Raw genomic sequence first — 23585 nt, 5'->3', positions numbered from 1 at the left:
TAATCGCCATGAGCGGTCCACGCTGTCTTCTCCCGTCGCCGCGCGACGCCCTTCGCCGGCTCGGCCGTCGCCTGCGGGCCAGCCAAAGCGGCGCGGTCGCGGTGCAGTTCGCCTTTCTAGCCCTGCCGATCGCCCTGCTTGGCTTTGGCCTTCTGGACATGAACAGGGTGAGTATCCAGCGCCGGCAGCTGCAAGACGCCCTGGATGCCTCGACCCTTTTCGCCGCCCGGGCCAACGCCACCACCGACGCCCAGCTCGACACCATCGGCGACGCCGCCTTTGCGGCGGAGATTGCCGGGCTCGGCATCGTCGTTCCCGCCAGCAACTCGACCTTCAAGGGCGGCGCGGACAATTCGGTCATCGGCACGGTAAAGTCCGACCTGAAGCCGATCATCGCCAATCTCTGGACCAATGCCGACGTGTCCGTGACGGCCCAGACGACGGTGAAACGAGGCCAGGACGCGCCGGTCGAACTGGTCATGGTGCTGGACACCACTGGCTCGATGGCCGGCGCCAAGCTGACGACCCTGAAAACCGCCGCGACCTCTTTGGTCGACAAGCTGACGGCCGACAGCACCGCCAATGTGAAGATCGGCGTCGTGCCGTTCGGCCAGTACGTTAATGTCGGCATCGCCAACCGCAACCAGAGCTGGATCAACGTCCCGGCCGACTACACCACGACCACCACCACCAAGGGAACCTGCACGACGGTCTCCACCAAGACCACCTGCCAGACCCAGACCTATGCCTGCACCAAATACACCGACGGCGTGCCCTATTCCTCAACCTGCAGCCGGTCGATCAATTGCGTCACGACGCCGATCACGCCGGTGACCACCTGTACGGCCGACAAGGTGACCACCAACACCTTCAAGTTCCTCGGCTGCGTCGGCTCGCCCGCCTATCCCAAGAACGTCAATGATACCGACCCGCTGCGAGTCTATCCCGGCTTCATGAACCTGAGCTGCGCGACGCCCCTGACGCGCCTGACCAGCACGGTGTCGACGGTCAAGGCGGCGATCACGGCGCTGACGGCCACCGGCGACACCTATATTCCGTCCGGCCTGGCCTGGGGCTTCAACATGCTGTCCCCAGCTCAGCCCCTGACGGACGCCGCCGCCTATGACAGCACGGGTCTGAACCGCAAGCCGCGCAAGGCCCTGGTGCTGATGACGGACGGCGCAAACTCCAAGCTGATGAACGCCGGCAACGGGCGACACGACGTCTCGCCGTCGCCCAACGCCAGCAGCCCAGCAACCCAGGCCAACACCTACACGGCTGAGCTCTGCGCCAACATCAAGGCCCAGAAAATTGAGGTTTTCACCGTTGCCTTCAATGTCACCGATACCGGCATCAAGAATATCTTGAAAACCTGCGCCACCGATGAAAGCCATTATTTCGACGCCACAGACACTGCCAATCTTCTGAAGGCCTTCCAGGACATCGCCGACGCCCTGCGTAGTCTTTACATTGCAAAATAGAATGATTGCCGAAGCCACAAGACCAGCCCCCGGCGCGTGCGGCGGCTCCACTTCAGGAGCCGCAGGGGATGCGCGCGACAGCCAGGCGACTTTCCAGGTCACCATCAAAATTTGCCAACTGTTCACCAGTTTAACCCAATTTGGGTAACACGTAGCAGGATGGCCTCAGTGCTCCATTTCCGAAAGCGCGCCTCGGCCGGCCTTTTCAAGCGCTTGCGCGGCGACGAGCGCGGCGCGGTGGCCGTGCAGTTCGCCTTTCTGGCCCTGCCGATCTCCATCCTGGCCTTTGGCCTGCTGGACATGAACCGGCTCAGCGTTCAGCGCCGCCAGCTGCAGGACGCCCTGGACGCCGCCACCCTGATGGCCGCCCGCTCAACGGCGACCACCAATCAGGGACTCGATACGGTCGGCGATGCGGCCTTCGCCGCCGAGATGGCCGGCCTGGGCCTGACCCTGACGACCGCCAACACCACCTTCGTGTCCGGTACAGGCAACAAGGTGATCGGCTCGGCGTCCGTGACCGTCACGCCGATCATCTCCAACCTGTGGACCAACGGCAATTCGACCGTCACCGCCAGCTCCGAAGTGCTGCGCTCGGTCAACAAGCTGGAAGTGGCCCTGGTGCTCGATAACACCGGCTCGATGGACTACGACCTGGGCACGGGCGGCAAGAAGATCGACGCCCTGATCGACGCGTCCAAGGACCTGGTCGACACCCTCTACGCCGCCGCCGCCCGCGCCTCGGAGACCGATGCGGTCAAGATCGCGGTGGTGCCGTTCTCGATGACCGTCAATGTCGGGTCGACCTATTCGTCGGCCAACTGGATCACCGCCACGATGCCGGACCAGGCCTATTACGGTCCGGACGTCTTCGCGACCTCGCAGAACCGCTTCACCATGATGACCCAGACGGGGACCACCTGGGCGGGCTGTGTCGAGAGCCGGCCGCACCCGTACGACACCACAGACGACGCGCCGAGCCCCTCGACGCCGGCCTCGATGTTCATCCCGTTTTTCGCGCCCGACGAGCCCGACGACAACACGGTGAACTATCCATCATCATCGTCGAAGTATCGTGACGCCAGAACCAGAAACAACGGCGAAATCTACAACAATTGGATCACTGACGACAAATCTAGTTCGACCAACTGGTTCACGCGTCAGGGCGAAGTCGCCAAGTATGCTACCGGCAACAAGTCAAAGGTGATCAGCCAGGCCAAGACCGGCACAGACTACGGCCCCAATGACGGCTGCGGGATCGCCAGCGTCCTGCGGATGACCAATGTGCGCACCAGCGCCGGGGCCACGACGGTCAAGGACAAGCTCGACGACATGGTCGCTACCGGCAACACCAATGTCGCCATGGGCATGGTCTGGGGTTGGCACATGGTATCGCCCAACGCCCCGTTCGCCGACGGCTCGGCCTATGGAACCAAGAATGTCAGCAAGGTCATCGTCCTGCTCACCGACGGCGACAACGTCATGAGCGAGACCGGCAACCCCAATGACTCGACCTATAGCGGCTATGGCTATGTCTGGCAGAAGCGGCTGAAGAACGCCTCGAACGTCTCGCTCGACACCGGGGCCAGCGGAGCCGATCGCCGCGACGCCATGGACAGTCGCCAGACCAAGACCTGCGCTGCGGCCAAGGCCAAGGGCGTGATCATCTACAGCATCGGCGTGGGAGTTTCGGACCACTCCAAGGTCGTGCTGCAGGGCTGCGCCTCCACCAGCGACAAGTATTATGACGTCACGAACGCAGACCAGCTGACCGCCGTCTTCGACGCCATAGCCGGCTCGATCCAGAACCTGCGCATCTCGAAGTAGGGGCGGTGCGCCCGCCCCCCGAACGGCAGGGCTATCGCCTATGAGTTTGCGCCCAGAAAAGTTGTCATCCCGGACAAGCCTGGCGAAAGCTGGGCGCAGATCCGGGACCGCCGGAAGCGCTGCGTTCAGGCGTCGGTCCCGGATCTTCGCGCTACGCGCTCGGGCCAAGGCTGGGGCGGGATGACAACCGTTCTTGGCCATAGGCAATAGTCCGCCTCCGAAGGGGGAGGGTACGCCAGCTAGGCCAGCTTGATCTCGCGCAGCCGCTGCTGGAGGAACGCGTCAGCGGTGATCGACTCCGGATAGCGGTCCGGGTTTTCCGGCGTGATGCAGCCGGGCAGGGTCTTGATCTCGTAGTCCGACGCAAAGTGCAGGAAGAACGGGGTCGAGTAGCGCGGGATGTGACGGCGCTCGGGCGGCGGGTTCTGCACGCGGTGGATCGTCGAGGGCAGGACGTGGTTGGTCAGGCGTTCCAGCATGTCGCCGATATTGACGACGATGCAGCCCGGCGGCGGATTGATCGGCAGCCAGTCGCCGTTGCGGTCCAGCAGCTCCAGACCGCCCTCCTCGGCGCCCATCAGCAGGGTGATGGTGTTGATGTCGCCGTGCGCGCCGGCCCGCACGCCCGTGGCGTCGATCGGGATCGGCGGATAGTGCAGCAGGCGCAGGACGCTGTTGCCGTTCTCGATGGTGGGCTTGAAGAAGCTTCTGTCCAGCTTCAGATAGACGGCGATCGCCTCCAGCACCTTGCCGCCCATGGCGTCCAGCGCGTTGTAGAACCACGACACGTCATGCTTGAAGGCCGGGATCTCGGCCGGCCAGACATTGTCGGCCATGGTGGCGCGGAACCGGTGGCCGGCCGGCAGATCGCGGCCCATGTGCCAGAATTCCTTCAGGTCATGGTGGGTGGCGCCCTTGGCGGTCTCGACGCCGAACGGGATATAGCCCCGCGCGCCGCCCTTGATGCCGGCATAGTGCGTCTTGATGTCGACCGGCAGGGCGAAAAAGGCCTTGGCGTCCGAGATGGCCGCGTCGATGCGGGCCTGATCCAGATCATACTCCGACAGCACGGCGAAACCGTAGCGCTCGAACGAGGCGCCCAGAGCCTGGGAGAAGCCCTCGAAGTCCTTGCTGTAGAGCGTGAAGGAGACCGGTTCGATCGCGGACGTGGACACAGGGCTAAACCTTGGAAATTAGTAAGTCGGGGCTTACTACACCGGGAAACGTCCGGAACGAAGACCCGTTCATCGTCGGGTCATGTCGCAGGATGGAACTTGACCATGAGCGAGGCGTTTGCGTTCTCGATGATCAAGCGTGAGCACACGCACCGGACCTGAACACGGAAGACCACGGCCATGATGATGAAGAAGACTGCGCCCCAAGAAGGCAAGAAGCGAGCTTTGCTCGCGGGTGTTGCGCTGCTGATGGGCGCAGCCGCCCTGACCGCCTGCACCACCACCGACCCCTACACCGGCATGCCGGTGCGCAACAACACCGGCACGGGCGTGCTGAGCGGGGCCGGGGTCGGCGCGGTGCTGGGCTATCTGACCAACACCAGTTCGGGCGAGCAGGGTCGCAAGAACGCGCTGATCGGCGCGGGCATCGGCGCCCTGGCCGGCGGCGCGGTCGGCAACTATATGGACCGTCAGCAGGCTGACTTCCGTCGCAGCCTGGAAGGCTCGGGCGTGATGATCCGCCGCAACGGCGACCAGATCGTTCTGGTCATGCCCAGCGACGTGACCTTCGCCGTTGACCAGTCGGACGTGCAGCCCCAGTTCACCCGCGTGCTCGACGACGTGGCCCGCACCCTGAACGCCTATCCCCAGACCACCATCGACGTCGTCGGCCATGCCGACAGCAGCGGCCCCGACGCCTATAACCAGACCCTGTCGGAGCGCCGCGCCAGCTCGGTGGCCAGCTATCTGGTCGGCGCCGGCCGGGTTCTGGGCGACCGCGTTTTCGTGGCCGGCATGGGCGAACGCCAGCCGATCGCCGACAACGGCACCGCCGAGGGCCGCAGCCAGAACCGCCGGGTCGAGATCGTTCTGCGCCCGATCACGTAGTCGTCGCTAACGTGACCTTCTCCCCTTGCGGGAGAAGGTGGCCCGCGCAGCGGGTCGGATGAGGGGTCGATAGCCCTGTCCGACCGAAAGCCACGCGACGGATGAGGCTGCCGGCGTCGGCGCGACCCCTCATCCGTCAGCCTGCGGCTGACACCTTCTCCCGCAAGGGGAGAAGGACTACTCCGCCCCCTCCTTCTCAGCCCGCTCGCGCAGTTCCTGCTCCAGGCTGGCCGTGTCCCACGCCCCGCCGGCGTCGCCCGGACGCAGGCGCGACAGGTCGGCGGCCAGCAGGCGATCCATCGTCTGGGCGGCGTCGCGCGAGGCCAGGATATAGGCCTCTTCCTGCCCCCACATCGGACGCAGCTCCTCGAAGGTACGTCGGTCGTGATGGCGGAAGAACGAGGCGGCGCGATGCGCGCGGTGGGCGCGGAAACCCAGCTTCTGCAAGGCGGTCTGGCCCAGGGCCAGGGCGGACTCGAAGGTCTCGCGCTCGACCGCGTCGGCGCCGTTGGCCAGCAGGTCATAGGCATGACGCCGGTCCCAGGCCCGGGCCAGGATCACCAGGTCGGGAAAGGCCTTGCGAGCGGTCTCGACCAGTTCGACCGTCTTTTCGCGATCATCCAGGGCCACGATCAGCATTCGCGCCCGCTCGATGCCCGCGGCGCGCAGCAGGTCCATGCGGGTGGCGTCGCCATAATGCACCCGACGGCCAAAGCGGCGCAGCAGGTCGATCTGTTCGATATCGCTGTCCAGAACCGTCGAGCGGAAGCCGTTGGCGGTCAGCAGGCGGCCGGTGATCTGACCGAACCGTCCGAAACCGGCGATGATGATGTCGGGCTCGCCGTCGTCGAAATCGCCCGTATCGGGCGTGACATCGGCGATGGCCGCGTCCATGGCGTCGGCGACCCGCTCATACAGGATCATGGCCAGCGGCGTCAGGGCCATGGAAACGGCCACGGCGGCGGTCAACAGGGCCGCCAGTGTGGCGCCGATCACGCCGGCCCCGACCGTGAAGGTCAGCAGCACGAAGGCGAATTCCCCGCCCTGGGCCAGGGCCGTGGCGACGGCCGCCGCGCCGCGCAGGGGCGCGCCAAACAGCCTCGCCAGACCCAGCATGACCAGAAACTTCAGCACCATCAGGCCCAGCACCAGCCCGATCAGGGTCAGGGGCTGACTGGCGATCAGCGGCAGGTCGACACCCGCGCCGACGGTGATGAAGAACAGACCCAGCAGCAGGCCCCGGAAGGGCTCGATGTCGGTCTCCAGCTCGCGGCGGAACTCGCTCTCGGCCAGCACCACCCCGGCCAGGAAGGCGCCCAGCGCCGGCGACAGTCCGACCATCTGCATCAGGCTGGCCACCCCGACCACGATCAGCAGGGCCGAAGCGGTGAAGATCTCGCGCAGGCGGGCCTTGGCGATGAAGCGGAATAGCGGCCGAACCAGATAGCGCCCGCCGCCGACCACGGCGCCGACGGCGGCAAGGACAGACAGGCCCTGGGCCCAGATCGGCAGGTGCGAGACCAGGCTGGCGGCATGGCCGCCGGCGTCGCCATGCACAGGCGGCGCGATGGTGGCCAGCAGCGGCAGCAAGGCGAACATCGGGATCACCGCCAGGTCCTGCAGGAGCAGGATCCCGAAGGCGGCGCGACCGACCGGCCCTTGCCTCAGGCCCTTTTCGTCCAGGGTCTGGAGCACGATGGCGGTCGACGACATGGCCAGCACCATGCCGACCGCCAGGGCCGTCTGCCAGGGCAGGCCCAGCAGCATTGAGACGCCGGCGATGGCCGCCGAGGTGACCACCACCTGCGCGCCGCCGAAGCCGAAGATCGCCTTGCGCATGTCCCACAGGGTGGAGGGCTGAACCTCCAGTCCGATCAGGAACAGCAGGATGACGACGCCGAACTCGGCGAACTGCATCACGTCGGCCTGGGCGCCGATCAGCGACAGGGCGTGGGGGCCGATGATGACGCCGGCGATCAGATAGCCCAGCACCGAGCCCAGACCCAGCCGCTTGGCGATGGGCACCGAAATCACGGCCGCGCCGAGATAGAACAGGGTCTGGGTGAGGAAGGATTGCATGGCTCAGACCTCCAGTGTCTTCGGGAGAAGCGAGGCGATCCGCGCCTTGTAGCGCTCGGCCTCGGCCTTCAGCGCCGCGTCGTCCTTGACCGCCGCGCCATGCACGACGAAGGGCGTCTCCCAGACCATGCCGCATAGGTGGGCGGTCTGTTCCAGCGGCCTGAGGAACTCGTCCATCGTGAAGCGATTATAGCCCTGGGCGTGATAGGCCTTGGCGCTGGCCCCCGTGGTGCAGGCGACGAACAGGCGCTTGCCGACCAGGGCCGCGCCGTCCTCGCCATAGGCAAAGCCGTGCAGCCAGACCAGGTCCAGCCACTCCTTCAGCAGGGCTGGCGTCGAATACCAGTACAGCGGGAACTGCAGGGCGATCACGTCATGGGCCACCAGCGAAGCCTGTTCGGTCTCGATATCGATCGCGAAATCGGGATAGGTCTCATAGAGGTCGCGATAGCTGACGCCGGAAAGACCCTTGGCAGCCTTGGCCAAGGCCCGATTGGCGCGAGACCGTTCAAGCGCGGGATGGGCCAGAACCAGCAGCACACCAGAGGTGGCGGGCGCAGCGGCGGCGGTGCTAGCCTCGCCCCGGGTTTCGTGAGCGTTCAAGCGGCGTCTCCCGGTGTCGGATTTTTATTCATCAAGGGTTGAATTTCTTTGGTCGCCGGGCGAGACCCTTCGTCAAACATCGGCATGCCAAAGGCTGGTGACGGAGGATCCATGGTCGACAAGGTGCAGACAGATGCGGTCGAGGCCCTTTCAGGGCTGCTGTTCGACGGCATGACCATCATGGCCGGAGGCTTTGGCCTTTGCGGCATTCCGGAAAACCTGATCGCGGCGATCCGCGAGACGGGGGTCAAGGACCTCACGGTCGTCTCCAACAATTGCGGCGTCGACGGCTTTGGCCTGGGGATCCTGCTGGAGAACCGCCAGATCAAGAAGATGATCTCGTCCTATGTGGGGGAGAACAAGCTGTTCGAACAACTGTACCTCAGCGGCGAGCTGGAACTGGAGTTTAATCCGCAGGGCACCCTAGCCGAACGCATTCGCGCCGGCGGCGCGGGCATTCCGGCCTTCTTCACCAAGACCGGTGTCGGAACCCTGGTCGCCGAGGGCAAGGAAGTCCGCGAGTTCGACGGCGAGCTCTATGTGATGGAGCGCGGCCTGACCGCTGACCTGTCGATCGTCAAGGCCTGGAAGGCCGACGCCGAGGGCAACCTCGTCTATCGCAAGACCGCCCGCAATTTCAATCCGATGATGGCCACGGCCGGCAAGGCCACCGTCGTCGAGGTCGAGGACATCGTCGCCATCGGCGCGCTCGACAAGGACAACATCCACACCCCCGGCATCTATGTCGACCGGGTGGTGAAGGGCGCGACGTTCGAAAAGCGCATCGAGCGCGTCACCACGCGCCCCAGAGAACAAACGACCAAGGAAGCCGTCTGATGGCCTGGACCCGTGACGACATGGCCGCCCGCGCGGCGAAGGAACTGCGCGACGGCTTCTATGTGAACCTGGGCATCGGCATCCCGACCCTGGTGGCCAACTACATTCCCGAGGGCATGAGCGTCACGCTGCAGAGCGAGAACGGCATGCTGGGCATGGGCCCCTTCCCCTATGAGGGCGAGGAAGACGCCGACCTGATCAACGCCGGCAAGCAGACGATCACCGAACTGGACTCCAGCTCGTATTTCTCAAGCGCCGACAGCTTCGCCATGATCCGCGGCGGCCATATCGCCCTGTCGATCCTGGGCGGCATGCAGGTGTCGCAGACCGGCGACCTGGCCAACTGGATGGTGCCTGGCAAGATGGTCAAGGGCATGGGCGGGGCGATGGATCTGGTCGCCGGCGTCAAGCGCGTGGTGGTCGTGATGGACCACTGCGAGAAGTCGGGCGCGCCCAAGCTGCTCAAGGCCTGCTCGCTGCCGCTGACCGGCGCCGGCGTGGTGGATCTGCTGATCACCGAGCTGGGCGTTTTCGAGATCAATCGCGGCAAGACGCCCGTGCGGCTGATCGAACTGGCCCCCGGCGTTACGGTCGATGAGGTCAAGGCCAAGACCGAGGCGGCCTTCGAGGTCGCGATCTAGAGCATTTTCGAGCGAAGTGGATTCCGGTTCGCGTGAAGAAAATGCGTTAAAACAAAGAACTAGAGCTCCGGGCTGACGCAGTCAGGACGGAAAATGCTCTAGTCTGAAGGGCCGAATATTCAGGAAGACTGACGCGGCGCGCATCGAAAGGTGCGCGCCGTTTGCTTTTGGCCGCCGCAACACGCAGCACAAACGAAAACGGCCTCCCGGAGGAGGCCGTTCTAGATCTTGGGTGCGGGGACAGGATTTGAACCTGTGACCTTCAGGTTATGAGCCTGACGAGCTACCGGGCTGCTCCACCCCGCGGCGAAGTTGGTAGTTGGTGATCGTGAGGTAGGGGGACTTTGAAGTACGACTTGATTGGCATCCTTTTAGCGGACCTGGCGGCGACCTACTCTCCCGCGCCTTGAGACGAAGTACCATTGGCCCAGGGGGACTTAACGACCGAGTTCGGAATGGGATCGGGTGGGGAACCCCCGGCATAGCCACCAGGTCAGCAAAAAGGATGCGTGCGGCGCTCCGAGGAGCACCGGTTATATCAAGTCGAAGAAGACATCGTATGTCTGATGCTACAAAGAGCATTTGCATAGGTTTGGCTGAAGAACGATCAAGCCTATCGAGCTATTAGTACCAGTAAGCTACACGCCTCACAGCGCTTCCACACCTGGCCTATCAACGTGGTGGTCTTCCACGGCTCTCAGCGAGACCTTGTTTTGAGGTTAGTTTCCCGCTTAGATGCTTTCAGCGGTTATCTAGTCCACACTTAGCTACCCTGCTGCACAGCTGGCGCCATGACAGGTCCACCAGAGGTGTGTCCATCCCGGTCCTCTCGTACTAGGGACAGATCCTCTCAAGTCTCGTACACCCACGGCAGATAGGGACCAAACTGTCTCACGACGTTCTGAACCCAGCTCACGTACCACTTTAATCGGCGAACAGCCGAACCCTTGGGACCTGCTCCAGCCCCAGGATGTGATGAGCCGACATCGAGGTGCCAAACTTTGCCGTCGATATGGACTCTTGGGCAAAATCAGCCTGTTATCCCTAGAGTACCTTTTATTCGTTGAGCGATGGCCCTTCCACGCAGGACCACCGGATCACTATGGCCGACTTTCGTCTCTGCTCGACTTGTCAGTCTCGCAGTCAGGCGGGCTTATGCCATTGCACTCGACGACCGATTTCCGACCGGTCTGAGCCCACCATCGCGCGCCTCCGTTACACTTTGGGAGGCGACCGCCCCAGTCAAACTGCCCGCCACGCCATGTCCCGGACCCGGATAACGGGCCGCGGTTAGACGTCAACAACAATAAGGGTGGTATTTCAAGGATGGCTCCACCGAGACTGGCGCCCCGGTTTCATAGCCTCCCACCTATCCTACACATGTTGTTGCTAACGCCAAGGCGAAGCTGCAGTAAAGGTTCATAGGGTCTTTCCGTCTGACCGCGGGAACCCCGCATCTTCACGGGGAATTCAATTTCGCTGAGCCCATGCTGGAGACAGTGGGGAAGTCGTTACGCCATTCGTGCAGGTCGGAACTTACCCGACAAGGAATTTCGCTACCTTAGGACCGTTATAGTTACGGCCGCCGTTTACCTGGGCTTCAGTTCGCTGCTTGCACAACTCCCTTTAACCTTCAGGCACCGGGCAGGCGTCAGACCCTATACGTCGCCTTACGGCTTCGCAGAGCCCTGTGTTTTTGATAAACAGTCGCTACCCCCTGGCCTGTGCCACTCTACTCTGGTTGCCCAAAGCAGAGTCACGCTTATCCCGAAGTTACGCGTGCAATTTGCCGAGTTCCTTCAGCATGGTTCTCTCAAGCGCCTTGGTATACTCTACCTGCCCACCTGTGTCGGTTTCGGGTACGGTCTCCGTTGGAGTTATTTCCAGGGACCTGTTCACTGCCCAGAACAATCCAATAAGCCCAGACAATTTACCAGATCCGTCACTTCCAACTGGTTCAGGAATATTCACCTGATTCCCATCGACTACGCCTTTCGGCCTCGCCTTAGGGGCCGACTAACCCTGCGCAGATTAGCTTTACGCAGGAACCCTTGGGCTTTCGGCGAGAGTGTCTCTCACACTCTTTATCGCTACTCATGTCAGCATTCTCACTTCCGATACCTCCAGCAAGGCTCACGCCTCACCTTCAACGGCTTACGGAACGCTCCGCTACCGCGTGCAGTAAACTGCACACCCATACCTTCGGCGTCTGGCTTGAGCCCCGTTACATTTTCCGCGCAGGTTCGCTTGACCAGTGAGCTGTTACGCTTTCTTTAAATGATGGCTGCTTCTAAGCCAACATCCTGGTTGTCAAAGCAAACCCACATCGTTTCCCACTTAGCCAGAACTTGGGGGCCTTAGATGATGGTTAGGGTTGTTTCCCTTTTCACGACGGACGTTAGCACCCGCCGTGTGTCTCCCGGATAGTTCTCTTGGGTATTCGGAGTTTGATTAGAATTGGTAGAGATCGCTCCCCCCGCATCCATTCAGTGCTCTACCCCCCAAGGAATACGTCCGAGGCACTACCTAAATAGTTTTCGCGGAGAACCAGCTATGTCCAGGTTTGATTGGCCTTTCACCCCTATCCACAAGTCATCCGAGAATTTTTCAACATTCACCGGTTCGGTCCTCCAGTAAGTGTTACCTTACCTTCAACCTGCTCATGGATAGATCACCTGGTTTCGGGTCGTCATGCGACGTACTTATTCGCCCTATTCAGACTCGCTTTCGCTGCGCCTACACCTAACGGCTTAAGCTTGCACGGCACATGAAGTCGCTGACCCATTATACAAAAGGTACGCCGTCACCACGCTCGGTGGCTCCGACTGCTTGTAGGCTTCCGATTTCAGGATCTGTTTCACTCCCCTTGTCGGGGTGCTTTTCACCTTTCCCTCACGGTACTTGTTCACTATCGGTCATTGAGGAGTACTTAGGCTTGGAGGGTGGTCCCCCCATGTTCAGACAGGATTTCACGTGTCCCGCCCTACTCGAGTCTGTCGCTATTTGACGCTTACGGGGCTCTCACCCACTATGGCCGACTTTTCCAAGTCGTTCAGCTTTATGTCACGACAGCACTGGCCTGGTCCCGGTTCGCTCGCCACTACTACGGGAGTCTCGGTTGATGTCCTTTCCTCCAGGTACTGAGATGTTTCAGTTCCCTGGGTTTGCTTAATGGAGCCTATGTATTCAGCCCATTATACCTCTTCTGACCAACCCACTACGTATTCGGCCGAAGCCGAAGACAAGTGGAGTGACCATAAAGGTGGGTTTCCCCATTCGGAGATAGCCGGATCAAAGGGTGCTCGCGCCTCCCCGGCTCTTATCGCAGCGTGCCACGTCCTTCATCGCCTCTCAATGCCAAGGCATCCGTCAGAAGCCCTTATGCGCTTGATCGTTCTCAGCAAAACCCATGCGCTTACCCTCTAGGGAGGGCTCGCATGCGCTTTGTATTCAGTCAGACATTTGATGTCTTCTTCAAAGTCCGCCCTAAAACCAGCTGCATCCCCAAGGGGAGATACAGGCGGCGGGAGAACCCTACCTTCACGATGTCATTATCGCAGACCGCGCATGCCTCATTGAGGCAACAGTCGCAGCTGCAAACTTGATCAATCCTCGATCGCGTTACCAAACCTTCCGAATGAAGGGATGGTGGAGCCAGACGGATTCGAACCGACGACATCCTGCTTGCAAAGCAGGCGCTCTACCAACTGAGCTATGGCCCCTTACACACTGTGTAAGCTGCTTAAGCCCAGGAGAGCCTGGTCGGTTACGTTCCGCGGTTCAGGGTGGAGAGTGGTAGGCCCGACAAGATTTGAACTTGTGACCTCACGCTTATCAAGCGTGCGCTCTAACCAACTGAGCTACGGGCCCATAGGCCGCATAGACCAAATCCCGTCCTCATGGCCAAAGGCCAATCTGAACGGAACCCGTTCCTGGGCTCGCGATCGCCTCGATAACCTGATCGGTTATCAAGGAGTGGAAAGAGAAACGAAGACGGCGGCGATCCGCTCATCTGTATATTTTAGACGTCTCAATAAGCCGAAGCTTGGAGAGACAGTCCTTAGAAAGGAGGTGATCCAGCCGCAGGTTCCCCTACGGCTACCTTGTTACGACTTCACCCCAGTCGCTGACCCTACCGTGGTCGCCTGCCCCCTTGCGGTTAGCGCAGCGCCTTCGGGTAGAGCCAACTCCCATGGTGTGACGGGCGGTGTGTACAAGGCCCGGGAACGTATTCACCGCGGCATGCTGATCCGCGATTACTAGCGATTCCAACTTCATGCACTCGAGTTGCAGAGTGCAATCCGAACTGAGACGACTTTTAGGGATTGGCTCCCCCTCGCGGGATTGCAGCCCTCTGTAGTCGCCATTGTAGCACGTGTGTAGCCCACCTTGTAAGGGCCATGAGGACTTGACGTCATCCCCACCTTCCTCCGGCTTACCACCGGCGGTCCTATTAGAGTGCCCAGCCAAACCTGATGGCAACTAATAGCGAGGGTTGCGCTCGTTGCGGGACTTAACCCAACATCTCACGACACGAGCTGACGACAGCCATGCAGCACCTGTGTCCCAGTCCCCGAAGGGAAAACCACATCTCTGTGGCGGTCCGGGCATGTCAAAAGGTGGTAAGGTTCTGCGCGTTGCTTCGAATTAAACCACATGCTCCACCGCTTGTGCGGGCCCCCGTCAATTCCTTTGAGTTTTAATCTTGCGACCGTACTCCCCAGGCGGAGTGCTTAATGCGTTAGCTGCGTCACCGACATGCATGCATGCCGACAACTAGCACTCATCGTTTACAGCGTGGACTACCAGGGTATCTAATCCTGTTTGCTCCCCACGCTTTCGAGCCTCAGCGTCAGTAACGGACCAGTATGTCGCCTTCGCCACTGGTGTTCTTCCGAATATCTACGAATTTCACCTCTACACTCGGAGTTCCACATACCTCTTCCGTACTCAAGATAGCCAGTATCAAAGGCAATTCCAAGGTTGAGCCCTGGGCTTTCACCTCTGACTAAACTATCCGCCTACGCTCCCTTTACGCCCAGTAATTCCGAGCAACGCTAGCCCCCTTCGTATTACCGCGGCTGCTGGCACGAAGTTAGCCGGGGCTTCTTCTCCGAGTACCGTCATTATCGTCCTCGGTGAAAGAATTTTACAATCCTAAGACCTTCATCATTCACGCGGCATGGCTGCGTCAGGCTTTCGCCCATTGCGCAAGATTCCCCACTGCTGCCTCCCGTAGGAGTTTGGGCCGTGTCTCAGTCCCAATGTGGCTGATCATCCTCTCAGACCAGCTAAGGATCGTAGCCTTGGTGGGCCTTTACCCCACCAACTAGCTAATCCTACGCGGGCCGCTCTAATGGCGATAAATCTTTCCCTCGAAAGGCTTATCCGGTATTAGCTCAAGTTTCCCTGAGTTGTTCCGAACCAAAAGGCACGTTCCCACGTGTTACTCACCCGTCCGCCACTAATCCCGAAGGATCCGTTCGACTTGCATGTGTTAGGCCTGCCGCCAGCGTTCGCTCTGAGCCAGGATCAAACTCTCAGGTTGAGTTGACCGCTAACACAGACTTCAATTCCAAGGGGAAAACCGAGGAATTGGTTCTGGTTTGCATAGTATCTTGACGAGTTCCCAATCACATCGATGGATTGAAAGCCGAAGCTTCCAGTCCATGATATTCATGGTATCTTCAAGAGACCGCATTTGTCAGCGTTCGAGATAGACCTTTTCAGTCTATCGCCAGAGCGCCGCCGCCTGCGTTTCTCTTTCCAAATCAACAATGTCAAAGACCCAGAGCCGAAGCTCCCAGAACCGCCTCTCAGCAGCACCACCGTTTTGCGCCCGGTGTCGGCGGAGGCGGCTATCTATCCAACCTCGAATTCCGTGTCAAATCGTTTTTTGCAAAACGTTTCGAACCGAAGTGGCTGACCCAGGAAATCCCGGATCCACCAGAGTTGGCAGCTTCTATAGAAGCTACCCCAGTCAGTCAACCGATTATTTTGAAGAAACTTCAGAACAACTGGCCGATAGACTTGACACCGCGCCGCTGAATTCTTGCGAAGACTTGGCGGCGATGCCCGGAGCGGCGCTTCTAAAGAGGCGACACTCCGAAGTCAACCAACTCGTTTCGAACTTTTCGAAACCCGGAAACCCGGGAAACGAAGCGCAAAAGAATGGACCAGGGCCGCCTAGGCTTCCCTCGTGTGTCCATCACCGAGTCGATTGGAGCGCGGAGACTAACGAAGCGACCCGGGCGATGCAAGCACCCTTTCGGGGGCCGCGCCGTCCGGCCGCGTTGCGGTTCCGAGCGAGGGGCGGATTTAGTCCCGCGCCCCGCTCATGGCAAGCCCTTCGTGACGATATAACGACGCTTTCTGGGAAGCTTGCTTAATGCTGGCTTTCCGGGAGCCGGACGATCAGGCCGTCCAGGGCGTCACTCACCTTGATCTGGCAGGACAGGCGGCTGTTGGGCTCGACGTTCTCGGCGAAGTCGAGCATCGACTCTTCCATAGCCGACTTGTCACCGGTCTTGGAAAGCCAGGCGTCGTCGACATAGACATGACAGGTGGCGCAGGCGCAGGCCCCGCCGCAATCGGCGTCGATACCCGGGACGTTGTTCTTAACAGCGCCCTCCATGACCGTCAGGCCCGGCTTGACGTCGAGGGCGTGTTCAACGCCGTTGTGCTCGATATAGGTGATCTTGGCCATGCGGTGTCCTTGAGTTCCCCTTTGGGCGGCTTTCAGGCCGCCACGTCCTTCATTGATATCGTCGGATCGGTGAGCTTTTCCACCGAGACCGGCGTGCGTTTGGCGATCAGTTGCTTGCCCGCCATGAATTCGGGCGGCGCATTGACCGCCTCGACGGCCTGGATCAGGTCGCCCTTCATATGGAAGACCGCGAACTTCGCCGCGGCGACGTCGCCGCGCACGATGATCCGGTCGGCGTCGAACGGCAGGCCGGCGATCTGCAGCTTCAGGTCATACTGATCGGACCAGAACCACGGAACTTCAGGAAGCGGACCGGCGCGGCCGACAATCGCGGCGGCGGCCTGCTTGGCCTGCTCAAGCGCATTGGGCACACTCTCCAGCCGGACCTGGCGCTCATAGAGCGGCAGCGGACGCTGGCTGACGTCGCCGATCGCGAAGATCCGCGCATCCCCGGTCCGGGCCTCCAGGTCGACGACCACGCCATTGGCGCAGTCGAGACCGGCGGCCTTGGCCAGATCGTCATTGGGAATGGCCCCGACCCCGACCAGGACGGCGTCGCACGCGACGATCCTGCCATCGGCGAAGCGCACCCCGGTCACCTGGCCATTCTCGCCCTCGAAAGCCTCGACGCCGGCGTTGAGCTCGAAGGCCACACCCCGCGCCGTGTGATAGTCCTGAAAGAACGTCGAGAGCACGGGACAGGCGACGCGCGCCAGAACCCGCGCCTCGCGTTCAATGATCATGGCGTGCGCGCCGAGCGCGCGGGCCGAGGCCGCCGCCTCCAGGCCCACATAGCCGCCGCCAACCACAGCCAGGCGCTTGCCCGGACCCAGGGCGTTCTTGAGCAACTCGGCGTCGGCCGCCGTGCGCAGGGCCATGACTCCGGCCAGGTCAGCGCCGGGGATCGACAGCATCCGGGCGCGGGCGCCGGTAGCCAGGATCAGATAATCGTAGGGGCAGGCCTCGCCCGAAGCGAGATGGACGACGCGTTCGACGCGGTCGATGCCAGTGACCACGCCGCCCAGCCGCAGGGAGACACCATTCTCGGCGTACCACTCGGCGGGCTTGAGGGAGAGGGAGTCGGCGTCGGCCTCACCCTTGAGCCAGCCCTTGGACAACGGCGGGCGCTGATAGGGCAGCAGGGGCTCGTCGCCGATCAGCACGATCGGACCGGTATGGCCGTACTGGCGCAGGAAGGACGCCGCAGAGCCGCCGGCATGGCCGGCGCCTACGATAACCACGCGTGCGTTCAGATCGCCCAACTCAGATGCGTTCAAGACGCGCCCTCCCTTTCGTCAAAAGTGACGGCAGCGTCACCTTTTGGCAAGCGCCTTACGTGGAAGACTCGAAAGCGAGCGCGTCAGACGACGCGCTCGACCATCATCTTCTTGATTTCGGCGATCGCCTTGGCCGGGTTCAGGCCCTTGGGGCAGACCTGGGCGCAGTTCATGATCGTGTGGCAGCGATAGAGCTTGAACGGATCTTCGAGCGCATCCAGGCGGTCGCCGGTCGCTTCGTCGCGGCTGTCGATCAGCCAGCGATAGGCATGCAGCAGGGACGCCGGGCCCAGATACTTGTCACCGTTCCACCAGTAGCTGGGGCACGAGGTCGAGCAGCAGGCGCACAGGATGCACTCGTACAGACCGTCCAGCTTCAGGCGGTCTTCCGGGCTTTGCTTCCACTCGGTCTGCGGCTCGGGCGTGTCGGTGTGCAGCCAGGGCTCGACCGAGGCGTACTGCGCGTAGAACAGCGTCAGGTCGGGGATCAGGTCCTTGACCACCGGCGCGTGCGGCAGCGGGGCGATCTGCACGGCCTTGCCGGGCACTTCGGCCCAGCCATGGGTGCAGGCCAGGGTGTTGCGGCCGCCGATGTTCATCGCGCAGGAGCCGCAGACCCCTTCCCGGCACGACCGGCGGAAGGCCAGGGTCGGGTCGATGCTGTTCTTGATATAGAGCAGGGCGTCGAGAACCATCGGTCCGACCGCTTCCATATCAACGTCATACGTATCCCAGCGCGGATTGCCGCCCGCCTCGGGATCGTAGCGATAGATCTTGAAGGTCTTGACCTTCGTGGCTCCGGCGGGGGCTGGCCAGTGCTTGCCGGCCTTGACCTGGGAGTTCTTGGGAAGCGCGAGCTCGACCATCGGACCCTCAATAAACCCGTGCTTTAGGCGGGATGTAGGCGATGTCGTCAGACATCGTGTAGCTGTGGACCGGGCGGTAGTCGATCTTCACCTTGCCGGTGTCGACGTCGAGCCAGGCCAGGGTGTGTTTCATCCACTCGCCGTCGTTGCGATCGCCGAAATCTTCGCGGGCATGAGCGCCGCGGCTTTCGGTGCGGTTGACCGCCCCGGCGACGGTGACCACGGCCTGGCCGATCAGATTGTCGAACTCGAGCGTCTCCATCAGGTCGGTGTTCCACACCAGACCGCGATCGGTGACCTTGATGTCCTTGGCCTTCTCCCAGACGTCCGCCAAGCGCTGGGCCCCGCCGTCCAGGGTTTCACCGGTGCGGAACACGGCGGCGTCTTCCTGCATGGCCTTCTGCATTTCAAGGCGCAGGGCGGCCGTGCCCTGGGTGCCGCTGGCGTTGCGATAGCGGTCGAAGCGCGCCAGGTGCGGGTCGGTCTGAGTGTCCTTGAGTTCCGGCTGGGTGGCGCCGGCCTTGAGGATCTCGGCGCAGCGCAGGGCCGCAGCGCGTCCGAACACCACCAGGTCGATCAGGCTGTTGGAGCCCAGGCGGTTGGCGCCATGCACCGAAACGCAGGCCGCCTCGCCCACAGCCATCAGGCCGGGGATCACCTGGTCGGGATTGTCGCCCGACTTGGTGACGACTTCGCCGTGATAGTTCGTGGGGATGCCGCCCATATTGTAGTGGACGGTCGGCAGCACCGGGATCGGGGCCTTGGTCACGTCGACGCCGGCGAAGACCTTGGCGGTTTCCGAGATGCCGGGCAGGCGTTCGTGCAGGATCTTCGGATCCAGGTGATCCAGGTGCAGGAAGATGTGGTCCTTGTTGGGACCAACGCCGCGACCTTCGCGGATCTCGATGGTCATGGCCCGGCTGACCATGTCGCGCGGGGCCAGGTCCTTCACGGACGGCGCATAGCGCTCCATGAAGCGCTCGCCTTCGCTATTGGTCAGATAGCCGCCTTCGCCGCGGGCGCCTTCGGTGATCAGGCAGCCGGCGCCGTAGATGCCGGTGGGGTGGAACTGCACGAATTCCATGTCCTGCAGCGGCAGGCCGGCGCGCAGCGCCATGGCGTTGCCGTCGCCGGTGCAGGTGTGGGCCGAGGTCGCCGAGAAATAGGCGCGGCCGTAACCGCCGGTGGCCAGGATCACCATCTGGGCCTGGAAGCGGTGCAGGGTGCCGTCGTCGAGCTTCCAGGCGGTAAGGCCCCGGCAGACGCCATCTTCCATGATCAGGTCGAGGGCGAAGTACTCGATGAAGAACTCGGTGTCGTGGGCCAGGGACTGGCCGTACATCGTGTGCAGCATGGCGTGACCGGTGCGGTCGGCCGCCGCGCAGGTGCGCTGGATCGGGCCTTCGCCATAGTTCTTGGTCATGCCGCCAAAGGCGCGCTGATAGATCTTGCCCTCTGCCGTGCGGCTGAAGGGCACGCCCCAGTGTTCCAGCTCATAGACGGCGGCCGGCGCATTGCGGGTCAGGTACTCGATGGCGTCCTGGTCGCCCAGCCAGTCCGACCCCTTGACGGTGTCGTACATGTGCCAGCGCCAGTCATCCTGGCCCATATTGCCCAGCGAGGCCGAGATGCCGCCCTGGGCCGCCACGGTGTGGCTGCGGGTCGGGAACACCTTGGTGACGCAGGCGGTCTTCAGGCCAGCCTGGGCGCAGCCGAGCGCGGCGCGGAGGCCCGAGCCGCCAGCCCCGACGACGACGACGTCGAACTTGTGGTCGATGAACTTGTAGGCCGACATCAAAAGGCTCCGGTGAGGGCGACCTTCAGGATCGAGAAGACCCCGAGGAAGCCGCTAAGCACGCAGACAAAAATATTGAGAATGACCAGAGCGCTCTTGGTCGTGAACTTGTGGATATAGTCCTCGATCACGACCTGGACCGCGCCCTGCAGGTGGATCAGGGCGGCGATCAGCAGCAGGGCCAGCAGCACCGCGTTCAGCGGCGTGGCCAGCCACAGGGCGGCGCCCTCGAAATCACCGGCCGCCAGCCTGAGGCCGGCGAACACGCCCCACAGCGACAGGGGGATCAGGGCGATGCCCGAGACCCGTTCGGTCATGAAGTGGCTGACGCCATGGCGGGCCGCGCCCATGCCGCGCGCGCGCGACAGCGGGGTGCGGAAACGTTCCGACTTGATCTCGGCCATGATCAGAGCGCTCCCGTGGCGGCGGCGATCACCCAGGTGACGGCGGTGGCGACCACCGCGAAGGCGATCGCGGTCGCGCCCGTCAGGTCGGCGGTCTTCGGCGCAAAGCCGATGCCGGCGTCCCAGAAGGTCTGGCGGATCGCATAGGCGATGTTGAAGAACAGGGCGAAGGTCAGGCCCAGCAGGACCAGCTTGCCCAGCAGCGAGCCCATCACCGAGGTGTAGAGCGCGTAGCTGTCATGGCCCGAGGCCAGGGCCAGGGCCCACAGCGCCAGCAGGACAGCGCCGGCGTACAGGCCAACCACACAGGCGCGGTGCAGGATCGAGCAGGCCATGGTGATATGCCACCGCCACACTTGAAGGTGCGGCGACATCGGGCGCTCGGGCAGCCCCCGGCTCGTGTCAGTCATGACAGGTCCAACCCCAGTAGCCTTTGTGCGTTGCGGGATGCTTTTAAGCGCGAGGACGGGGGTGTCAACGAAACCACCATAGTTGAGAAACGTTCTCAGCGCCGTTGCCGGCTTTCTGACGCCAGTTACGGACCCGGACGCCGCAAGGATGCATCGTCCGCCGCCGCGCGGAACACCGTCAGGGCCAGATGCTGCAGCAGCATGATGGTCTTGGCGTCCTGGATGCGGCCGTCGGCGATCATGGCCAGGGCCTCGTCTATCGTGGGCTCCAGCACCTCGATGTCCTCTCCCTCGTCCGGGTGGCCGCCGCCATCGCCGATCCGCATGGCGCCGTCATACTCGGCCACAAAGAAATGCAGGGTCTCGGTGACCGAGCCCGGGCTCATGAAGGCCGTGAACACGTGGCGCACGTCGGCCAGGCGATAGCCCAGCTCCTCCTCGACCTCGGCGCGGATGCGCACTTCCGGCTCGGCGTCGTCGAGCAGGCCGGCGGCCGCCTCGATCAGCAGGTCGTCATGGCCGTTCACATAGGCCGGATAGCGGAACTGCCGGACCAGCAGCACCGTGCGGGCGGCCAGGTTGTAGGGCAGCAGCACCGCGCCATTGCCCCGGTCATAGGTCTCGCGGCTCTGGGTCTGCCAGGTTCCGTCGCTACGCTTCCAGTCAAAGGTCGTGGTTTTCAGGACGTACCAGTTGTCGGAGAGCAGACGCTCCTCGCGGATCCTTATGCGGTCCCTGACGCTCACGACCTTCTCTCCTAATCCCTCACCCGGGCGACATAGCCGGCCGAACGCATTTCCTGCAGGCGCGAGACGGTGCGCTCGAACTCGAAGGCGCCGTCGCCGGCCGGATACAGCGCCTCGGGCTCCGCATCCGCCAGCGCCACCAGCTTGGCGTCGGCCTCGTAGAGCGCGTCGATCAGGGTGTTGAACCGCTTGGCCGCGTCGCGGCGCTCGGGCGTCAGCTGCGGGATGTCTTCCAGGAACACCGTATGGAAGCGCTCGGCCAGGGCCAGATAGTCCTGCGGCCCCAGGGCCTGCTGGCACAGGCTGGCGAAGGACGACCTCAGCATGCCGCCGGCGGCGCGCGGCAGGCGGATCTTGCGACCCAGCACTTCCAGGTTGGCGCCGGTCTCGGCCGCGCCGTCCAGCATGTCGGCCCACAAGCGCTCGAACTCGACCTGACAGGCCTTGTCGTTGGGCGACAGCCAGGTGCGGGCGGCGCGCAGACGGTCCAGGCGGAAGTCCACCGGACCCCGCACGGCCACCACGTCCAGCGCGCCCTTCAGCATCTCGATGAAGGGGACGAACAGCTGGCGGTTCAGCCCATCCTTGTAGAGGTCGTCCGGCGGCCGGTTGGACGTCGCCACCAGGGTGACGCCATGGGCGAACAGCCCTTCAAACAACCGACCCAGGATCATCGCATCGGCGATATCGGTGACCTGCAGCTCGTCGAAGCACAGAAGGCGCGCCTGGCTGGCGATCAGTTCGGCGGTCGGGACGATGGGATCGTCGCCCTTGTGCTGGCCAAAGCGCGCCTTGCGCTGGGTCGCGTCGCCCTTGCGCCAGGCGTCGATATGGCCGTGAACCTCGGCCATGAAGGCGTGGAAGTGGATGCGCCGCTTGCGGGTGACGGGCGCGCTGTCGAAGAACAGGTCCATCAGCATGGACTTGCCGCGCCCGACCGGGCCCCACAGATAGACGCCGCGCTGGCTCTTGGGCTTGCGGCCAAACAGCGAAAAGCTGGGCTCGCCGGCCGAGTCCAGATCGGCCTCCAGCCGCGACAGGGCGTCGACGGCGGCGGCCTGAGCCACATCGGGCTTGATCTCGCCCTGGGCCAGGCGCTCGCGATAGGCGGTGCGGAGTGAAGTCGGCATCGGGACTGCGGTTAGCGCGGGAGCGGCTCCGGGAGCAAGCCGCTTAAGCCCCCAGCTCCTTGCGCACGAACCGATAGGTTTCGCGTTTCTCGCAGGCGCAGGCCCGCATCTGGCCGTCCTTGGTCCACCAGACCATCAGCGGCCAGGCGAAGTTGACGCCATTGTCCTTCATCAGCGGAACCAGCTTCTCGACATTGGCCCGGCCGGCCTCGATCACCGCCGTGCGGGCGATGTCGCCGTCGGCGGGCTTGATCCCCGGCGCGGTCCAGGCCTCGACCGGCGTTGCGTCCCAGCGCTCGGCCAGGGCCCAGCTGCGATTGACCCAGAGCTCGGCGACGGTGGCGCGCTCGACGGGGGTGGACTTGGCGACGCCGTTCTTGTCGGCGCGGGCGATCTCGATCACCCGGGTGTCGACGCCCGCCTTGTGCAGATTGGGAAATTCCTCGGCCTTGAAGCGCACGCAGTCGGGACAGGTGCGGAAGCTGACCATGTAGAATTTCGGCCCCGCCAGGCCCGGCGAGACCCAGCCGGACTCCTGCAGGATCTTGGCGATCTCGGCCTGGTGCTTTGTGATGGTCTTGGGCCGCCAGCGCAGCTCCATGTTCCAGTAGCCATAGGCGCCGGCCGCGATCAGGGCCACGACCAGCAGGGCGATCAGCCCGCGCATCAGGTTCTTCAAGTCCCGCACTCCCATGATCTTCCCATCGTAAGCTCAACCAC

At 62.8% G+C, this 23585-nt stretch carries 17 protein-coding genes, 3 tRNA genes and 3 rRNA genes; 5 read left to right on the top strand and 18 right to left on the bottom strand.

Going from position 1 to position 23585, the window contains the following annotated elements; genetic code table 11:
* Nucleotides 1–8: 8 nt before the first annotated feature.
* The gene (locus tag ACW17Z_RS12185; RefSeq protein WP_492056195.1) at nt 9–1481 is read left to right on the top strand and encodes a hypothetical protein; all 1473 of its coding nucleotides are present in this window, start codon (nt 9–11) and stop codon (nt 1479–1481) included.
* A gap of 159 nt (nt 1482–1640) precedes the next feature.
* Nucleotides 1641–3308 (top strand): TadE/TadG family type IV pilus assembly protein, encoded by a 1668-nt coding sequence (locus ACW17Z_RS12180; protein ID WP_492056193.1) that lies wholly within the window; start codon nt 1641–1643, stop codon nt 3306–3308.
* Nucleotides 3309–3547: 239 nt separating this feature from the next.
* Here ACW17Z_RS12180 and ACW17Z_RS12175 read toward each other — a convergent pair whose 3' ends face one another.
* Nucleotides 3548–4483 (bottom strand): isopenicillin N synthase family dioxygenase, encoded by a 936-nt coding sequence (locus tag ACW17Z_RS12175; RefSeq protein ID WP_492056192.1) that lies wholly within the window; start codon nt 4481–4483, stop codon nt 3548–3550.
* Between the two features lie 183 nt (nt 4484–4666).
* Here ACW17Z_RS12175 and ACW17Z_RS12170 point away from each other — a divergent pair, with 183 nt between their 5' ends.
* Nucleotides 4667–5371, top strand: coding sequence for a YiaD family glycine zipper/OmpA-like lipoprotein (locus tag ACW17Z_RS12170; RefSeq protein ID WP_492058523.1), 705 nt, complete (start codon nt 4667–4669; stop codon nt 5369–5371).
* A gap of 177 nt (nt 5372–5548) precedes the next feature.
* On the opposite strand, the gene ACW17Z_RS12165 is transcribed toward ACW17Z_RS12170, so the two are convergent.
* Both ACW17Z_RS12165 and kefF read right to left on the bottom strand, forming a co-directional pair.
* Nucleotides 5549–7450 carry a monovalent cation:proton antiporter-2 (CPA2) family protein gene (locus tag ACW17Z_RS12165; RefSeq protein ID WP_492056191.1) on the bottom strand — a complete coding sequence of 634 codons (1902 nt, stop codon included), beginning with the start codon at nt 7448–7450 and terminating at the stop codon, nt 5549–5551.
* Nucleotides 7451–7453: 3 nt separating this feature from the next.
* On the bottom strand, nt 7454–8053 hold the full coding sequence (gene kefF / locus ACW17Z_RS12160; RefSeq protein WP_492056190.1) for a glutathione-regulated potassium-efflux system oxidoreductase KefF: 600 nt from the start codon (nt 8051–8053) through the stop codon (nt 7454–7456).
* 111 nt (nt 8054–8164) lie between these two features.
* Here kefF and ACW17Z_RS12155 point away from each other — a divergent pair, with 111 nt between their 5' ends.
* Nucleotides 8165–8890: a CoA transferase subunit A gene (locus ACW17Z_RS12155; RefSeq protein WP_419319149.1), complete on the top strand. Its 726-nt coding sequence runs from the start codon at nt 8165–8167 to the stop codon at nt 8888–8890.
* The gene (locus tag ACW17Z_RS12150) at nt 8890–9531 is read left to right on the top strand and encodes a 3-oxoacid CoA-transferase subunit B (RefSeq protein WP_492056189.1); all 642 of its coding nucleotides are present in this window, start codon (nt 8890–8892) and stop codon (nt 9529–9531) included. Before ACW17Z_RS12155 ends, ACW17Z_RS12150 begins: the two co-directional genes overlap by 1 nt.
* A gap of 229 nt (nt 9532–9760) precedes the next feature.
* Here ACW17Z_RS12150 and ACW17Z_RS12145 read toward each other — a convergent pair.
* From ACW17Z_RS12145 to ACW17Z_RS12075, 15 genes are all read right to left on the bottom strand, one after another.
* Nucleotides 9761–9837: transfer RNA gene (locus ACW17Z_RS12145), tRNA-Met, on the bottom strand.
* A gap of 72 nt (nt 9838–9909) precedes the next feature.
* Nucleotides 9910–10024 (bottom strand): 5S ribosomal RNA (rrf, locus tag ACW17Z_RS12140).
* A gap of 110 nt (nt 10025–10134) precedes the next feature.
* Nucleotides 10135–12924: ribosomal RNA gene (locus ACW17Z_RS12135) — 23S ribosomal RNA — on the bottom strand.
* Between the two features lie 253 nt (nt 12925–13177).
* Nucleotides 13178–13253 (bottom strand) — tRNA-Ala (locus ACW17Z_RS12130).
* A 71-nt stretch (nt 13254–13324) separates the two neighbouring features.
* Nucleotides 13325–13401 (bottom strand) — tRNA-Ile (locus ACW17Z_RS12125).
* Nucleotides 13402–13595: 194 nt separating this feature from the next.
* Nucleotides 13596–15079, bottom strand: a 16S ribosomal RNA gene (locus ACW17Z_RS12120).
* The 16S, 23S and 5S rRNA genes sit together here with 3 tRNA genes alongside, the layout of an rRNA operon.
* Nucleotides 15080–15916: 837 nt before the next feature.
* A complete protein-coding gene (locus tag ACW17Z_RS12115; protein ID WP_419319151.1) occupies nt 15917–16237 on the bottom strand; it encodes a 2Fe-2S iron-sulfur cluster-binding protein in 321 nt (106 codons plus the stop codon).
* Nucleotides 16238–16269: 32 nt separating this feature from the next.
* On the bottom strand, nt 16270–17499 hold the full coding sequence (locus ACW17Z_RS12110) for an NAD(P)/FAD-dependent oxidoreductase (protein WP_492058522.1): 1230 nt from the start codon (nt 17497–17499) through the stop codon (nt 16270–16272).
* Nucleotides 17500–17597: 98 nt separating this feature from the next.
* Nucleotides 17598–18380 carry a succinate dehydrogenase iron-sulfur subunit gene (locus ACW17Z_RS12105; protein WP_419319152.1) on the bottom strand — a complete coding sequence of 261 codons (783 nt, stop codon included), beginning with the start codon at nt 18378–18380 and terminating at the stop codon, nt 17598–17600.
* A 7-nt stretch (nt 18381–18387) separates the two neighbouring features.
* Complete coding sequence (gene sdhA, locus ACW17Z_RS12100) at nt 18388–20175, bottom strand: succinate dehydrogenase flavoprotein subunit (RefSeq protein ID WP_419319153.1); 1788 nt, start codon at nt 20173–20175, stop codon at nt 18388–18390.
* On the bottom strand, nt 20175–20579 hold the full coding sequence (sdhD, locus tag ACW17Z_RS12095; protein ID WP_419319154.1) for a succinate dehydrogenase, hydrophobic membrane anchor protein: 405 nt from the start codon (nt 20577–20579) through the stop codon (nt 20175–20177). The genes sdhA and sdhD overlap by 1 nt, the downstream gene beginning before the upstream one ends.
* Nucleotides 20580–20581: 2 nt before the next feature.
* Nucleotides 20582–20989 (bottom strand): succinate dehydrogenase, cytochrome b556 subunit, encoded by a 408-nt coding sequence (gene sdhC, locus ACW17Z_RS12090; protein WP_419319155.1) that lies wholly within the window; start codon nt 20987–20989, stop codon nt 20582–20584.
* A 125-nt stretch (nt 20990–21114) separates the two neighbouring features.
* The gene (locus ACW17Z_RS12085) at nt 21115–21735 is read right to left on the bottom strand and encodes a GDP-mannose pyrophosphatase (RefSeq protein ID WP_492056188.1); all 621 of its coding nucleotides are present in this window, start codon (nt 21733–21735) and stop codon (nt 21115–21117) included.
* Nucleotides 21736–21746: 11 nt separating this feature from the next.
* A complete protein-coding gene (gene zapE / locus ACW17Z_RS12080; protein ID WP_492056187.1) occupies nt 21747–22865 on the bottom strand; it encodes a cell division protein ZapE in 1119 nt (372 codons plus the stop codon).
* Between the two features lie 43 nt (nt 22866–22908).
* Nucleotides 22909–23544: a hypothetical protein gene (locus ACW17Z_RS12075; RefSeq protein ID WP_492056186.1), complete on the bottom strand. Its 636-nt coding sequence runs from the start codon at nt 23542–23544 to the stop codon at nt 22909–22911.
* Nucleotides 23545–23585 lie beyond the last annotated feature (41 nt).

The sequence above is a fragment of the Caulobacter sp. GSs2 genome, assembly GCF_058680895.1.
This window is presented reverse-complemented; position numbering and strand designations above follow the sequence as displayed.

Excerpts from the sequence above, each read along its gene's own strand:
- sdhD (WP_419319154.1), bottom strand. The coding sequence starts at position 20,579 with ATGGCCGAGATCAAGTCGGAACGTTTCCGCACCCCGCTGTCGCGCGCG.
- zapE (WP_492056187.1), bottom strand. The coding sequence starts at position 22,865 with ATGCCGACTTCACTCCGCACCGCCTATCGCGAGCGCCTGGCCCAGGGC.
- ACW17Z_RS12170 (WP_492058523.1), top strand. The coding sequence starts at position 4,667 with ATGATGAAGAAGACTGCGCCCCAAGAAGGCAAGAAGCGAGCTTTGCTC.
- sdhC (WP_419319155.1), bottom strand. The coding sequence starts at position 20,989 with ATGACTGACACGAGCCGGGGGCTGCCCGAGCGCCCGATGTCGCCGCAC.
- ACW17Z_RS12155 (WP_419319149.1), top strand. The coding sequence starts at position 8,165 with ATGGTCGACAAGGTGCAGACAGATGCGGTCGAGGCCCTTTCAGGGCTG.
- ACW17Z_RS12150 (WP_492056189.1), top strand. The coding sequence starts at position 8,890 with ATGGCCTGGACCCGTGACGACATGGCCGCCCGCGCGGCGAAGGAACTG.
- sdhA (WP_419319153.1), bottom strand. The coding sequence starts at position 20,175 with ATGTCGGCCTACAAGTTCATCGACCACAAGTTCGACGTCGTCGTCGTC.
- ACW17Z_RS12105 (WP_419319152.1), bottom strand. The coding sequence starts at position 18,380 with ATGGTCGAGCTCGCGCTTCCCAAGAACTCCCAGGTCAAGGCCGGCAAG.
- ACW17Z_RS12185 (WP_492056195.1), top strand. The coding sequence starts at position 9 with ATGAGCGGTCCACGCTGTCTTCTCCCGTCGCCGCGCGACGCCCTTCGC.
- ACW17Z_RS12165 (WP_492056191.1), bottom strand. The coding sequence starts at position 7,450 with ATGCAATCCTTCCTCACCCAGACCCTGTTCTATCTCGGCGCGGCCGTG.
- ACW17Z_RS12115 (WP_419319151.1), bottom strand. The coding sequence starts at position 16,237 with ATGGCCAAGATCACCTATATCGAGCACAACGGCGTTGAACACGCCCTC.
- ACW17Z_RS12180 (WP_492056193.1), top strand. The coding sequence starts at position 1,641 with ATGGCCTCAGTGCTCCATTTCCGAAAGCGCGCCTCGGCCGGCCTTTTC.